The 14,059-nt window shown below is 64.9% G+C and carries 12 protein-coding genes and 2 tRNA genes; 3 read left to right on the plus strand and 11 right to left on the minus strand.

Annotated elements, in window-relative coordinates; genetic code table 11:
* The first annotated feature begins 93 nt into the window (after nucleotides 1–93).
* Nucleotides 94–543, plus strand: coding sequence for a hypothetical protein (locus tag ABH920_RS11630; RefSeq protein WP_370348916.1), 450 nt, complete (start codon nucleotides 94–96; stop codon nucleotides 541–543).
* A 33-nt stretch (nucleotides 544–576) separates the two neighbouring features.
* Here the strand turns inward: ABH920_RS11630 and ABH920_RS11635 are convergent, their stop codons facing one another.
* The 3 genes from ABH920_RS11635 to ABH920_RS11645 all read right to left on the minus strand — a co-directional run bounded on the left by ABH920_RS11635 (nucleotide 577) and on the right by ABH920_RS11645 (nucleotide 2,031).
* The gene (locus ABH920_RS11635; RefSeq protein ID WP_370348917.1) at nucleotides 577–1,047 is read right to left on the minus strand and encodes a metal-dependent hydrolase; all 471 of its coding nucleotides are present in this window, start codon (nucleotides 1,045–1,047) and stop codon (nucleotides 577–579) included.
* A gap of 48 nt (nucleotides 1,048–1,095) precedes the next feature.
* Nucleotides 1,096–1,854 (minus strand): protein phosphatase 2C domain-containing protein, encoded by a 759-nt coding sequence (locus ABH920_RS11640; RefSeq protein ID WP_370348918.1) that lies wholly within the window; start codon nucleotides 1,852–1,854, stop codon nucleotides 1,096–1,098.
* A gap of 97 nt (nucleotides 1,855–1,951) precedes the next feature.
* Nucleotides 1,952–2,031, minus strand: a tRNA-OTHER gene (locus tag ABH920_RS11645).
* A gap of 488 nt (nucleotides 2,032–2,519) precedes the next feature.
* Here ABH920_RS11645 and ABH920_RS11650 point away from each other — a divergent pair.
* Entirely contained in the window at nucleotides 2,520–4,379 is a 1,860-nt protein-coding gene (locus ABH920_RS11650; RefSeq protein WP_370348919.1) for an AAA family ATPase, read from the plus strand.
* Nucleotides 4,380–4,585: 206 nt separating this feature from the next.
* On the opposite strand, the gene ABH920_RS11655 is transcribed toward ABH920_RS11650, so the two are convergent.
* From ABH920_RS11655 to ABH920_RS11690, 8 genes are all read right to left on the minus strand, one after another.
* Nucleotides 4,586–5,467, minus strand: a complete 882-nt coding sequence (locus ABH920_RS11655) for a hypothetical protein (protein ID WP_370348920.1) — start codon at nucleotides 5,465–5,467, stop codon at nucleotides 4,586–4,588.
* A 396-nt stretch (nucleotides 5,468–5,863) separates the two neighbouring features.
* Nucleotides 5,864–7,291, minus strand: coding sequence for a Fic family protein (locus ABH920_RS11660; protein ID WP_370348921.1), 1,428 nt, complete (start codon nucleotides 7,289–7,291; stop codon nucleotides 5,864–5,866).
* A 697-nt stretch (nucleotides 7,292–7,988) separates the two neighbouring features.
* A tRNA-Val gene (locus ABH920_RS11665) sits at nucleotides 7,989–8,060 on the minus strand.
* A gap of 139 nt (nucleotides 8,061–8,199) precedes the next feature.
* Complete coding sequence (locus tag ABH920_RS11670) at nucleotides 8,200–8,901, minus strand: Tellurium resistance (protein ID WP_370348922.1); 702 nt, start codon at nucleotides 8,899–8,901, stop codon at nucleotides 8,200–8,202.
* 83 nt (nucleotides 8,902–8,984) lie between these two features.
* On the minus strand, nucleotides 8,985–9,338 hold the full coding sequence (locus ABH920_RS11675) for a hypothetical protein (protein ID WP_370348923.1): 354 nt from the start codon (nucleotides 9,336–9,338) through the stop codon (nucleotides 8,985–8,987).
* Between the two features lie 63 nt (nucleotides 9,339–9,401).
* Nucleotides 9,402–9,863, minus strand: coding sequence for a peroxiredoxin (locus tag ABH920_RS11680; RefSeq protein ID WP_370349036.1), 462 nt, complete (start codon nucleotides 9,861–9,863; stop codon nucleotides 9,402–9,404).
* A 320-nt stretch (nucleotides 9,864–10,183) separates the two neighbouring features.
* On the minus strand, nucleotides 10,184–10,699 hold the full coding sequence (locus ABH920_RS11685; protein ID WP_370348924.1) for a DUF3052 domain-containing protein: 516 nt from the start codon (nucleotides 10,697–10,699) through the stop codon (nucleotides 10,184–10,186).
* Between the two features lie 35 nt (nucleotides 10,700–10,734).
* Complete coding sequence (locus ABH920_RS11690; RefSeq protein ID WP_370348925.1) at nucleotides 10,735–10,968, minus strand: DUF1918 domain-containing protein; 234 nt, start codon at nucleotides 10,966–10,968, stop codon at nucleotides 10,735–10,737.
* 172 nt (nucleotides 10,969–11,140) lie between these two features.
* Here ABH920_RS11690 and aceE point away from each other — a divergent pair, with 172 nt between their 5' ends.
* Nucleotides 11,141–13,915: a pyruvate dehydrogenase (acetyl-transferring), homodimeric type gene (aceE, locus tag ABH920_RS11695; RefSeq protein WP_370348926.1), complete on the plus strand. Its 2,775-nt coding sequence runs from the start codon at nucleotides 11,141–11,143 to the stop codon at nucleotides 13,913–13,915.
* The last annotated feature ends 144 nt before the right edge of the window (nucleotides 13,916–14,059 follow it).

Raw genomic sequence — 14,059 nt, forward strand, 5'->3', positions numbered from 1 at the left:
GAAATTCGCCCAACCTGTTCGCCCGTGGCGAACGCGGGTCCCGACCGTCCCGGACCCCTTCTCTCGCCTCCGGCCCCGACATACCGTGGCCGGGTGGGCGAATGGTGGTCGATCGAGGTCACGGACGGCGAGTTCTCCGCGGCTTCCTGGAAGGACGCGCACGGCCGCGACCTGATCCGCACCGCGCTGGAGTTCGGCGCGGAGGACTGGGCCTGGGTCGAACGTCCGTGGGGCGTGGTGCTCGAACTCTGCTTCCCCGAGGACACAACGGTCGGCGGCTGGTCCGCCTTCCGCGAGGCGACGCTGGTGAAGGCGGCGCTGGACGCCGTGCCGGATCCGGTGAACGGGCTGCTGGTGTATCCGGGGCGCGGCGGCTCGTCGGGCGCGCGGGTGCCGCGCAAACCGAAGCCGGCGCCCGCCGCCGCGGCTGCGGCGCTGCCGGAGCCGGACGTGCTCGACGAGGTGATCGACCTCGCCTCGACGGCGGCGGTCGAGGAGCTGCCGGTGGATCGCGGGCGGGTCGTTGATCCGCTGAGCGCTTAGCGGCGGCTTTTCTCTCTGAGGCGAGCGCCGCGGCTAACTCCGCACGCCACGCCGCGCGATCAACGTCGCCGCCGCCAGCGCGAACCCGGCGCCGGCGACGAGTTCGTGCGAGAAGAACCGGTGCGGCTCCTCGTCCTGGATGCGGCCGTGGAAGCGGTTGACGGCGTCGGGCCAGAGCTTGCGCTTGAAGATGATGTGCGCGGGCTTGTCGAGGTCCGGCAGCGCGGCCCCGGCCATGCCGAGGACCACCGAGGCGGCCAGCTTCGCGCGGCCGTTCCCCGGCGTGCGCAGGACGGCGCGCGTGATGACGCCCATCGCCGCCAGGCCGGTGAGCCCGTCGGCGACCGCCACCCGCAGGAACTGCTGCTCGGTCTCCCACTTGCCCCAGTGCGGCAGCGCGTCGAGCGCGAAGTGCGACGCGACGCCGATCGCGAGGGCGGGCAGCGGGCGTCGTACGGCTGCGCCGATGACCGCTCCGGACAGGACGTGATTGGTCACCAGCATGCGCCCCACGCTAGCCGAGCGGTGATCCCAACCCCGAGCAGGCTCGCGTCAGAAGCGGCAGAAGACGGCGGTGACGTCGTCGTGGAGCTTGCCGCCGTAGGCGCCCGGCGCGGCCAGCTCCTCGGCGCGCACATCGGCGACGAGCTGGCGCGGACCGTACTTCTCCATGCCCTCCAGCAGATCAAGCCACGACCGGCCGTAGCGCTCGACGAGGCGCGTGATGCCGTCGGTCATCAGCGCGGCCCGGGTGACGCCGCCGAGCGGGATGCTCCCGACGAGCGCCTTGTCGGCCGCGTCGGGACGGTTGGAGGCGACCCAGAAGCCCTCGTCGCTGTTGCGCAGCCGGCTGACGCCCGCGCGGCTGTAGTCGCTCAGGTGGGCGGTGCGGTCGTCGTGCGCGACCGTGAGGCCGGCAGCGTGCCCGGCACCCACGTACTCGACGACGACAGCCGAGTCGCCAAGGACGAGGTAGTCGACGGCATCGGCCGTCCAGCGCAGGATCGCGACGGTACTCGACGGGCTGTCGGGATTCCGCAGATCGCACGTGCCCCCGTGATCGCACATCGTCGCGACGATCGCCCGCCGCAGCGCGTCGGCCAGCACCACCCGCGCCTCCTGCGCCAGCACGGCGGCGAGGTTCGCCCCGAGATGCGCGACGAGCCACGGCACGTCGTGGACGCAACCGGAGTCGACCCCGGCCGGTTCGGTGGCGCCGTCCAGGACGATCACGAAGCGCTCCGCGGCGAGGACGAAGTCATCGTTGGGCCGCAGGTCGGATGCTGCCTGACAGATGTAGCTGACTTCCACGCTCGCCAGCCAACCCTTTCCAGGTGAACGCAAAAAACCAGCCCCGGAAACACCGAAGGCCCCTCCGAAGAGGAGCCTCGGCCCGAAACCGGGCGGGTGGGCGCAGACAGGTTCGAACTGCCGACCGCTCGGGTGTAAACCGAGGTCAGGACTTCCCCTGTCGTCGCCACCTGCGCCGCTGCCCCCAATACCACTCTCCATGGCCTCATTCTGCCCCTGTGGCTTCACTGGTTCGTGGGCAGAGTAGTGGGCCGGGCGTGACATACCTCGACTCGTGGCCAGCTCCCAAACCCCCACGGCGCGAGCACAGCCAAGTTATCAACTTATCAACAAACGGCTGAGCCGCAGTTGACCGGCGACGTGCCATTGGTGGGCCCTTCCACGACCCGACTGCCCAGGCACCGTCGGCGGTCGCGCCGCTCCCTGCCGTAGCCCGCCGTCCGTCCCCACCCAGTCTTGGCGAGTGCAGGGCGGCCTAGACCGCAACCTCAGGGCATTGCGGGGAAGACCTGTGCCCGTGTGATGACCTGCGTAGCTCCATCGACGCAAGTTCGCCAGCGCCCCAGATCAGCGTTTTCTAAATGTCGATCGCCTCCGTTAGCTACTCTGAGCACACGCCCACGCGGCGATGCTGGGACAAACTACCTAGTAACCTGGGGGGGCAAATGGCCGAGGACTCACTCGTCGCGGGCTTTATGCTCGGAGGCTATCGAGGATTCTTCAAGCCTCAAAGAATATCCCCACTGGCGAAATTCTCGCTGATTGCGGGTCTCAACAACAGCGGAAAGAGTAATATCCTTGCGGGCGCAGAAAGATGGCTCCCATACTTATCGGCTGCAGCTGACAGAGGCGTCAGCCTGGACAGCCTCGATAGGCCGATGGTACCCGAAGGACATCCGATTCCACCGCTGGTCTTCGGAATTGCACTCAAGGTTGAAGACCCTACCGTGTCTCTTCGGAACGCGTTACCTCGGAACGTCAAGCTTCAACTGCCCCCACCGTCCCCGTCCCCAAGAGGCTCTCAAACAACGCTCGAAAAGCTTGCTTTCGCTCCCGCACTGCGATCAGGCGAAGATGAGCTGATTTGGTTTGAATGGGAGCTTGTTGATTCAAAGATTGTTAGGCGCCCCACTCAGATAACCGCCTTAGCGGAGCATTTGAACGCGGCCGGATGCGCGAACGATTTGGCGATGCTTAGCGAACGCTACTACAGCGTCACGAACCCCAATATCGAAAGCCACATTTCTAGATTTCTCGATTCCTGGCAAGCGTCGATAGAAGTTCCGCCAGTAGTATTCATCCCCGCGATCCGTTCCATTAAGCAACACGCTTCACCCACCGATGACCGACGTCTTTCGATGGATGGAAGTAACCTCCCCGCCGTCCTCCAGGCATGGCAAGCACCATCCGCTCATATGCACCGCGAAGGGAGGGCAAAGTTTCAGAAGCTCAACGCCCTCCTGAAAAATGTACTTGAGGCAGATGATGCAGAGCTTACGGTGCCCTACAACGCCCAAACTGTTCACCTGAGCATAGACGACCGCGTCCTACCTCTAGAGAGGCTGGGGGGTGCGATTTCTCAGATTGTAGTCGTTGCAGCAGTCGCGACGGAGTATACCGACTGCCTGATATGCATTGAAGAGCCAGAGACAAATACGCACCCCACTCTCCTAAGGAAGCTCATCGACTATTTGAGACGAGAGACCTCTAACCAGTACCTCGTAAGCACGCACTCTGCACACATGATTGACGACCCCGAGATCAGTGTCGTCCGAGTTCAACACGACAGTGCCAACGGCACCCAGGTGAGCGCAGCGATAACCAGCTCGCAAAGGGCAATCATTTCGGAGCATCTAGGCTTCCGTGCATCGGACTTGATCCAAGCAAATTCCATTATTTGGGTCGAGGGCCCTTCTGACCGGATTTACATAAACGCCTGGCTCCACCAATTGGACCCCGAACTTAAAGAAGGCGTCCACTACTCTGTCATAATTTACGGAGGGCGCATTCTGAGCCACTTGAGCGCAACCGACGGCGATGAATCTACCGAGCCCGTCGACGATTTTATCCTACTGCCGAAGATAAATCGGCACATGGCGATCGCCGTTGACTCCGATAGAACCAACGCACACGACCCAATCAACTCGACCAAGGAGCGTATTATTGCAGAGTTCGAAAACCGTGGATATGCGTGGGTAACGCAAGGGCGTGAGATCGAAAATTATGTGCCAGCCAACGTTCTACATCAAGCTGCGGCGAGTGTTCATTCGGAAACAGCAGTAGGCGCACCATCTGGCGACGCTTTTGGAAAGCGGTTCGAAGAGATGGGCCTACCTAATCCCAGGAAGGTTCGAATAGCAGAAGAGGCCGTAAAGTCATTGAACGGCGAAGTTTGGGATGTACTAGATCTCCAACAGCGAGTCACCGAACTCGCGCTACATATCCGCAAATGGAACGGACTCGATACCCGGCGGGACGGCAGCGGCGCGGTGGCGTGGCGTGGCGTTGAAGTCACCGCTCTGTAGGCTGAGGGGCGTTGTTGAACGCGAGTCGCGCGGAGGTCAACCTGACGATGGCAATGACGACGGAGCAAGTCGCGTCTGCGCTTGAGCGCCGGGGAGAGGCCTGACTTGCGACGTTTATCAACGCCCAGACGGCCAACTCGCTGCTGACGACTCGCATGGACCACCGCCAGGCATTCTAGTTGCAGAACTGCGCGATTGGCTTATCATCACGAAACTGCTGCCTGTTCGTGGGCTGATGGGTCCGGCGACGGTTGTGCAATGCCGGTCGCTGCCTGCATGAAGCCGTCGACTACTCGACTAAGGGCCTGCTGCTGGACGTCGTCCGACAGAGTGCGAGCTATTCTTTCGGCTGCAAGCATGTAGCCTGCTACGACTGGTTCTCGAAAGAAAACCTCTGCTTGGCGGACGGATATTTGGTAGCTCCGTAGTAAAGTTGTGGCAATGTAGCCGCCTACAGACGAGGCCAGACCCGAAAGACTAGCGATCGTCACGCTCGTAGCCGTGTTGTTGGCAAGGACTGCCAGCCCACAGCCAATTAGGATGAGGGTCGCTGCGGCCACCATTACACCCTGCGCTAGCCGGAACGCAGATCGGGACTGGCCCGTCGAAAGCTGGTGATACTGCTCAAGCAGCGCACGATTGACTGCCAGCAGCGTGCCCAAGTCTGTTGAACTGCTGGCAGCCTTCACAGTCTCTTCGGTTCGCGCAGCTAGATCTGCGAGCTCCAACTGAGTCTGCCGGCCAGCATGCCGCCATATATAGACGAAGAATACTATGCCCACAAGGGCAAGGGCGACGCATCCGGCAGTAACCCAGGGCCATACCGGTTTGGTGGGATCACCGTAGTTCTGATTTGCATTATCAAAGTCCACGGATAAAGCAAGGGATAAGAATATTACGCCTGTTCCCGCAAGGACCATGGTCGACGACCCGAAGATCATTCGATCCCTGCGAGTCTGAAGCCTAAGGCGTAGCCGAAGTGCCTCCCTATCCGCGTTGACGCTTGGGTCAGCCGATCGCTGGCCATGGTCTGTGCCAGGCCCTTTAGCAACAGGTCCGTCGATGTTTGCGCGTGCCTCCTCGGCCATAGGGCGATGATGCCATGAATATGAGTGTTGAGGAACACGGCTATCGGCACGGTCTAATCTTGTTCAACCGGCGGGGTGACTTGAGCTTGGGAAATCCGTTGTGTTCGGGGCGGATCATGCGGCCTAGCTGGGCACACAGTCGGGTGTAGGGCCATGGGCGTCTCGTGGACGGCCGACCCGTTAGCCGCGATTTACCGCGCTGCACCGCTCTTTCGGGCACGCGGCGGGCACGTGCCCTTGGGCCGCCGAGCAATGTTTGTATGCTATCTCCGTATGCCAAGCCTCTGACTTGCTGCTTATATGGAAGCCTACTGCGGCAAAGTCCGTAACGACCTGCGCCCGTTGGGTGCTAGTCCTCGACTGCTGGTGTCAGCCGTTGGTGACGGCCGGGGTTCGTCATAGGCTGTCCGGCTGAAAGCGTCGTGGACCGGTATCGCGCAATCCGGTAACTCTCTGCTGACCGCCTGACTTGGGATAGGCAGTCAAACACGTCGCAACATATCCGGCCGCATCGTGAATTCCCATCTCGCGAACATTAGAACCGCATCGAATAACGCAAGCTTTAGATTCAAGCGGTTTAATGATAACCTCGTCCGGAAATTTTCCATCGCTTGCGGGCACATGCATGTATTTATGCACTGACGCCAAGCTCGGATCGCGAACAGACGCGAAGATGGACGGGTATCCCGATGTACTTCCTACGGCGCTGACATAGTCTGGGCTATTAAAGCCAAACCATAGCAACCACTCTGGTTGGCGACTCTGCCCGAAGACCTTAAGGAACCATGAATTTCCCTCGGATGCAAGACTTGCCAATAACGAAAAGGATCGAACGTCGGGTAGGCCTTGAACTTCGGCGCTCCATCCCTTATCCAGCAGAGCGCTATTCAGGTGGACTGCGAACTCTCTCACGAGTGGACGCCACATAGCAAGCTTCTCGCTCCACGAGGCCAAGAACCTTCCTTGAACGATATCGCGCACATAATTCGGCGAAGACATCGACCGGACGGTCCGGCGCAGAATCTGAACAAACAAGTCGTAGAGAGGAAGGATATCACCTTCATCGCTAGCTGCAAGGCAATCATAATACTGGCCTCGATCGGCGCCTGACCTGACCAGCAGGGGAGGGTAGGAGTGCTGGGCAAGCGCCATGTTCGCTAATAGTCGGGCCATTCTGCCGTTGCCATCGTCGAATGGATGGATATGGGTGAGCCATGCGTGAATTACCGTGGCAGTCAGCACAGGATCGGCTTTAGTATCACTCCACCAGTCGGCCAGCTGGCCCATTACGCGCTGCGTATCCCAGGGTGCCGCCGTCTTCAGGTTTGTGCCTCCGATATCGTTCTTGGCCTGCTTATAGTTCCCGGCATAGTGCCCCCCTGCCATAATTAACCCGTGAAGTGACCTAATTTCAAACTGGCGGGGTGTTGTGTTACCTTTAGCCCACTCATCAGCAATTAGATGGGCTTTATATAGGCCAACTGCCTGAAATACGCGAGGATCGCTCCTGAGTGCTTCGACGATAGTGCCTACAGACTGATCAAGAAGTTCACGGTAAGTCGCCACTACATCGCGTACCTGTTCCGTCGTCCATGGCATATCCTCGATGGAGTTACTTTCTGCCACAAGGTCGCTACGTACCGCAGAAAGATATGGTAGGAGTAGTTCATGAGCCTCGCTCTGTATCCTGGCCTGAACTTCGATCGCTTTGCTACGCGCATTCTTTGCGCGATTTTCTACGACGTCCAACCTCTTCTCCGGTACCTCGCCGGTCGGCAGCAAGTACGGAGTTCCATCGAGCCCGCGATTCAAATCAATAATCATAGATGCCCGCCGTAATCGGATGGCCACTTAACGTACGCATGCCATAGTTTACTGCTACGGAGCGGCGCCAAACAGTTCCGGCGAAGCTGAACAATCGGCGAGTCTTGTCGCACTACTTAGCCGAGGTTCTGGTCCTCTCCTCGGTCGGGCAAAGCTTGTCTCTACGTCAGGTTCTGCCGGCACCGCAAGGCTCGGCGAAGCCGACCTCGCGAAGCGAGGCTTGGCCTTGCGGTGCCGGCAGGTTCTGACGTAGCCACTCGTGGTGTCCGACCGAGGAGAGGACCAGAACCGACCCACGCCACCCACCCAACCGCAGCTTCCCCGTCCACTCTCTGAGGGAGGGCCCGCCGGAGGCGCATGTTTTTCATCACGCTGCGGACGCGCGCGACCTGCCGGAGCCGGGCCGCGAGCGGGGCGGAGACAGGAGCGGCGGGCCGGTGGCGGCGCGCCGCGCGGCACGCCGCCAGGCGTGCCCTTGTATGAGCAGTGAAGCTCTTGACAGCCTCGCAGTGCGTCCACGCACGCGTCTGTCACTGGCCCCGTCTATCACTGCGGCCGTAACTATCGCATTGTCCCATGTCGGCGCGGACCGTTCCCTGTTCTCTCTCGACCCAAATGACGCACTGAAGTGGCAAGATAGTGGGCAGAACACCAGGAGGGGCGCACCGCACGGTGTGCCCCTCCTGGTCATTGCGGGTGGGCGCAGACAGGTTCGAACTGCCGACCGCTCGGGTGTAAACCGAGTGCTCTTCCGCTGAGCTATGCGCCCTCCAGGAGGCCGCCTGGGCGACCCTCAAGAGGGAAAGAGTACCCGACCCGACCCCGTCCTGCGGCACGTGATTCCCAGGCTGGAGCGCGCACGGGGCCCGGCATCCGCCGCCAACCCGATGCGACCCCCAGTAACGCCCTCAGCCCAGGCCCTTGGGCTGCCCGTCCTGCCAGCGCATCCCCCAGCCGTACATCCGGTCCAGTTCCGACTGGAACCCTGTCGTGAACTGCACCTCGCGCTGGACCACCAGCTCCGAGCCGTGCCGGAGCAGCATGGCCACCGCGCACGACTTCGCCTGCGCGATCGGGTTCTCCAGCTTGATCTCCAGCGGGTTGCCGTTGGCGGGGTGCAGGGTGACCTTCGCGTTGGCTCCGTCGAAGGCGCCTTGGTAGGCGAAGACGAAGATGAGGACGCGGTTCATCTCGTCGGCGTGGTCGAGGTTGATGAACAGGTTCTCGCCTATGGCGCTGCCGCTGCGGTCGTCCTGGTCCAGGCGGATGTAGGGCGGCCGTTCGAAGTCGCCTCGGCGGTGGCCGAGGGCCTGGACCACGCCGCGTTGGCCGGCTGTGAACTCGTAGAGGCAGCCGAGGTCCAGGTCGACGAGGCGGCCGTGGCTGATCGGCGGGGGTTCCAGGCGGCGGGAGGAGAGTTTCAGGCCTCCGGTGGGGCGGGGGGTGGGGATCATCGGGAGCTGGTCCCAGATCAGGTTCACGCGTAGCGTGCCGTTGGCGGCGCCGCGGCTGGTGAGCGACTGGACCGGGCGGGCCGCGGTCATCTTCTCGACGCGGTTGCCCCCCTCGCCCTCGTCCGACGCCCTGATGATCATCCGGTTCAGGCGCATCGCTCTCCCCCTTTGATGAAGTTGTCTGACATCCCTGTCCATCTGACTACAGTTTGCTACCCAGTGGCGGCAAGGCGGAACGTTCAGTCCGTTCTCTGGCCGAAATGGCGCTCCAGGGCGGCGTGGACGTCCTCGGACAACGAGGTGAGGCCGGAGCGGGATTCGGCCGGGTTGTCGGCCGGGTTGTCGGTCGGCGCGGCGGTTTCCGCGGCCACCTGGTCCTCGGCTCCGCAGTCCTTGCACTGCGTGCTGCCCAGGGCGCGGACCAGGCGTGCGGAGCCGCACGACGCGCAGTGGGCCAGGTCGGCGGTCCAGTCCCGGCCGTTCTGGCAGTCCGGGCAGACCAGGACCTGCTCGCCCGCGCGCACGCCCCGCCGCCACGGTGACGCGCCTCGGACCGGGTCGGTCTGGCGGGCGCCGCAGCGGTGGCAGGGCATGGCGTGGAGGTTCCTATACGGGTGAGTCGCCGGCGCCTGGGCCGGCGAGTCGGATGGGGTGGGTCACACGCCGGCCGCGGTGAGGGCGGCTCGGTATTCGTCCAGCGAGCGTGCGTCCGCCAGGCCGTTGACCACGGACCAGCGCACCACCCCCGCACTGTCGATCAGGAAGGTCCCTCGGACGGCGCAACCGCGCTCCTCGTCGAAGACCCCGTACGCGCGCGCCGCCCCGCCGTGCGGCCAGTGGTCGGCCAACAGCGGGAAGCCGAAGCCGGCTTCGTCGGCGTACGCGCGCAGCGAGTACAGCGCGTCGCACGACGCCGCGAGCACCTGGACGCGCTCGTTCTGGAAGTCGTCGACGCTTTCATGGATCGCCTGCAGTTCCGAGCCACAGACCCGGGAGAAGGCGAACGGATAGAAGACCAGCAGCACGGCCTGCTTGCCCCGGAAATCCGCCAGGGAGACGGTCTGCCCGTGCTGGTCGGTCAGCGTGAAGGCCGGGGCCCGTTCGCCGACCGCCGGCACCGGCGGCTGCTCTGCTTCGACCTGCGAGGCCGGTCCGGCCGCGGCTCGGGGCGCCGCTCCGGACCCGCTGGAGACGCCGGTGACGCCGGGCGCGCCGGACCCGTCGGAGACGACCGACAAGCCCGACACGCCCGAGACGCCCGAGACGTCAGACACGCCCGACACCGCGGACGCGCCCGAGGCGCCGGAAACGCCGGACGCTCCGGCACCGCCTCCGGGCACGCCGACAGCGCCGGACGACGCCGGACCGTTTGAGAGATGGGTGGTGGAAGGGCCGCCGCCTGGCGGCCCGTTCGGGGAGGACATCGCCGCTAGTTCCTCTAGTTCCCCGCGCTGTCGTCGACCTTGGCCCGGACCGTGGACTTCGCCAGCTTGCCGCCGGCCTTCGGGCTCACCAGGCGGGTGCCGGACCAGTTCGGGCCGGCGCTGATGCTGGAGGTCGCCGACAGTCCGGCGGTCGGGGCCGCCTCGCCGATCTCGCTGGGCTCCACGTGGCCGTCGCGCCCCACCTTGGGCGTCAGGAGCCAGATCGGTCCGCCGTCGGCCAGCGCGGTCAGCGCGTCGACCAGGTTGTCCACCAGGTCGCCGTCGTCCTCGCGGTGCCACAGCACCACCGCGTCGACCACGTCTTCGAAGTCCACGTCGACCAGATCCGCGCCGATCGTGTCCATGATGGCCTGACGCAGTTCCTCGTCGCAGTCCTCGTCCCAGCCGAGTTCCTGCACCACCTCGCCCGCCTGGAAGCCCAGGCGCACCGCCAGCGGATTGGCGGCGGCCGCCGGAACCGTGTCCGCGACCGCGCCCACGGAACTGTCCTCCTTCATGTCGTTCTGCATTCCCCTAGTCCATACGCCGGAAGCCCAAGACGCAACTACCCGTCGGACGGCGAGTCCGGCGCGGTGTCGCCCGAGAGGTCCTCCACGGCCCGCCCCTCGACCACCGCGTCGGGTCCGGGGAAAACCAGTCCTTGATGCCCGTCGTCGAAGCGCACCAGGTAGGGAGGGGTGCCGGCGGCCCCCTTGACGTCGATGATCTCGCCGGTCCGGTCGGCCTCGCCGACGTGGGCGGCGTGCACGTGAAGCCGGTCTCCCACTGAAGCTCGCATGTCTCCAGTTCACACCCGGCTGCCGGCGATGACCACCCCTCGGCACGCATTTATACCGATCTATAACGGTTACCATCGAGTAGATGTGACGTCCACGGCATGCGCGTTAGACGATGGTGGACGATGTAACCGAGAAGATCTACAAGATCTCTGTCTAGGTTGAAGGACGACTGTGGCACCCGGACAAGAGCGTTTCCCCATCATCAGTGACGGCCTGCCCACTCAGCTGCCGGACGTGGACCCGAACGAGACCGCGGAGTGGATCGAGTCCCTGGACTCAGTCGTCAACGAACAGGGCCGCCAGCGCGCGCGGTACCTGATGCTGCGCCTCCTGCAGGAAGCCCGCGCGAAACAGGTCGGCGTGCCCGGCCTGCGCTCCACGGACTACATCAACACGATCCCGCCGGAGGCCGAGCCCTGGTTCCCGGGCGACGAGGACATCGAGCGCCGGATCCGGGCGTTCATCCGGTGGAACGCCGCCATCATGGTGTCCCGGGCGAACCGTCCGGGCCTGGGCGTCGGCGGCCACATCGCCACCTACGCCTCGGCCGCGTCGCTGTACGAGGTGGGCTTCAACCACTTCTTCCGCGGCAAGGACCACGGCGAGTCCGGCGACCAGGTCTACTTCCAGGGCCACGCCTCGCCGGGCATCTACGCCCGCGCGTTCCTCGAGGGCCGGCTCACCGAGCAGCACCTGGACGGCTTCCGTCAGGAGACCTCCCAGGCGCCCTTCGGCCTGTCCTCCTACCCCCACCCGCGCCTGATGCCGGACTTCTGGGAGTTCCCGACCGTGTCGATGGGCCTGGGCCCGATCGGCGCGATCTACCAGGCCCGGTTCAACAAGTACATGTACTCCCGCGGCATCGCGGACACCTCGCGCAGCCACGTCTGGGCGTTCCTCGGCGACGGCGAGACCGACGAGCCGGAGTCGCTCGGCGCGATCGGCCTGGCGGCCCGCGACGAGCTGGACAACCTGACCTTCGTGATCAACTGCAACCTGCAGCGCCTGGACGGCCCGGTGCGCGGCAACGGCAAGATCATCCAGGAGCTGGAGTCCACCTTCCGGGGCGCCGGCTGGAACGTCATCAAGGTGATCTGGGGCCGCGACTGGGACCCGCTGCTGGCCCAGGACACCGACGGCGCGCTGGTGAACAAGATGAACACCACGCCCGACGGCCAGTTCCAGACCTACTCGGTGGAGTCCGGCGCCTACATCCGCGAGAACTTCTTCGGGGACGACGCCCGGCTGCGCAAGATGGTCGGCGACATGTCCGACGACCAGCTGCGCACCCTCTCGCGCGGCGGCCACGACTACCGCAAGGTGTACGCGGCGTTCAAGGCGGCCCGCGAGCACACCGGGCAGCCGACCGTGATCCTCGCCCACACCATCAAGGGCTGGACCCTCGGCGAGCACTTCGAGGCCCGCAACGCCACGCACCAGATGAAGAAGCTCACCAAGGCCGAGCTCAAGAGCTTCCGCGACCGGCTGCACCTGCCGATCACGGACGCCCAGCTGGAGGCGGACCTGCCGCCGTACTTCCACCCGGGCGAGAACTCCCCCGAGATCCAGTACATGAAGGAGCGCCGCGCCGCGCTCGGCGGCTACCTGCCGCGCCGGCAGATCCGCTCCAAGCCGCTGATCCTGCCCGGCGACGACGTCTACGGCCAGCTCAAGAAGGGCTCCGGCAAGCAGGCGATGGCCACCACCATGGCCTTCGTCCGGCTGCTCAAGGACCTGATGCGGGACAAGAACATCGGCGCGCGGTTCGTGCCGATCATCCCGGACGAGGCCCGCACCTTCGGCATGGACTCGCTGTTCCCGACCGCGAAGATCTACTCGCCGCACGGCCAGACCTACGACGCGGTCGACCGCGACCTGCTCCTGTCGTACAAGGAGTCCACGCAGGGCCAGATCCTGCACGAGGGCATCAGCGAGGCCGGCTCCACGGCGTCCCTGGTGGCCTCGGGCAGCTCCTACGCCACGCACGGCGAGGCGACGATCCCGGTCTACATCTTCTACTCGATGTTCGGGTTCCAGCGCACCGGCGACCAGTTCTGGCAGATGTCCGACCAGCTCGGGCGCGGCTTCGTGCTGGGCGCCACGGCCGGCCGCACCACGCTGACCGGCGAGGGCCTGCAGCACGCGGACGGCCACTCGCACCTGCTGGCCTCCACCAACCCGGCGGCGGTCGCCTACGACCCGGCGTTCGCCTTCGAGATCAGCCACATCGTGCAGGACGGTCTGCGCCGCATGTACGGGTCCTCGGAGGAGCACCCGCACGGCGAGGACGTGTTCTACTACGTCACCGTCTACAACGAGCCGTACCAGCAGCCCGCTGAGCCGGCCGGGGTGGACACCGAGGGCATCCTCAAGGGCCTGTACCGCTACGCGGCCGCCCCGGACGGCCCCGCCGACAGGCCCAAGGCCCAGATCCTGGCCTCGGGTGTCGGCGTCACGTGGGCTCTGAAGGCGCAGCAGATGCTGGCCGAGGAGTGGGGCGTGGCGGCGGACGTGTGGTCGGCCACCTCGTGGACCGAGCTGCGCCGCGACGCGCTGGCCGCCGACGAGCGCGCGCTGCTCTATCCCGAGGAGGAGCCGCGCACGCCGTACGTCACGCAGATCCTGGGCGCCACCGAGGGCCCGATCGTGGCGGTCTCGGACTGGATGCGCGCGGTACCGGACCAGATCGCGCAGTGGGTGCCGGGCGACGCCACGTCGCCGCAGCGGTACACCTCGCTGGGCGCCGACGGCTTCGGTTTCGCGGACACCCGCGGCGCCGCGCGCCGGTTCTTCCACATCGACGCCGAGTCCGTGGTGACCGCGGTCCTGGCCCAGCTCGCCAAGCGCGGCGAGGTCAAGCGGGAGGCCCCGGCCGAGGCGGTCCGCAAGTACCAGCTGCACGACGTGCGCGCCGCGGGCGCCGGTCCGACCGGCGGCGAGGCGTAGCGCACATTTCGGCGCAAAAAGCGCCCCGGCCGTCGGAACTCGACGGCCGGGGCGCTTTTTGCTTGGGGCGGGAAAGCCGCAGCCGCGTCTTGCGGAACCCCCCACGAGTTCCGCAAGACGCGGTGAAGTCGGCCGTCGCAACCC

It is taken from the genome of Catenulispora sp. EB89 (genome assembly GCF_041261445.1).
GTDB lineage: Bacteria > Actinomycetota > Actinomycetes > Streptomycetales > Catenulisporaceae > Catenulispora.

What these genes read in the sequence shown, in the direction of transcription:
- ABH920_RS11635 (WP_370348917.1), bottom strand. Translation starts at nt 1,047, where the DNA reads ATGCTGGTGACCAATCACGTCCTGTCCGGAGCGGTCATCGGCGCAGCC.
- ABH920_RS11650 (WP_370348919.1), top strand. Translation starts at nt 2,520, where the DNA reads ATGGCCGAGGACTCACTCGTCGCGGGCTTTATGCTCGGAGGCTATCGA.
- ABH920_RS11655 (WP_370348920.1), bottom strand. Translation starts at nt 5,467, where the DNA reads ATGGCCGAGGAGGCACGCGCAAACATCGACGGACCTGTTGCTAAAGGG.
- ABH920_RS11660 (WP_370348921.1), bottom strand. Translation starts at nt 7,291, where the DNA reads ATGATTATTGATTTGAATCGCGGGCTCGATGGAACTCCGTACTTGCTG.
- ABH920_RS11670 (WP_370348922.1), bottom strand. Translation starts at nt 8,901, where the DNA reads ATGCGCCTGAACCGGATGATCATCAGGGCGTCGGACGAGGGCGAGGGG.
- ABH920_RS11675 (WP_370348923.1), bottom strand. Translation starts at nt 9,338, where the DNA reads ATGCCCTGCCACCGCTGCGGCGCCCGCCAGACCGACCCGGTCCGAGGC.
- ABH920_RS11685 (WP_370348924.1), bottom strand. Translation starts at nt 10,699, where the DNA reads ATGCAGAACGACATGAAGGAGGACAGTTCCGTGGGCGCGGTCGCGGAC.
- ABH920_RS11690 (WP_370348925.1), bottom strand. Translation starts at nt 10,968, where the DNA reads ATGCGAGCTTCAGTGGGAGACCGGCTTCACGTGCACGCCGCCCACGTC.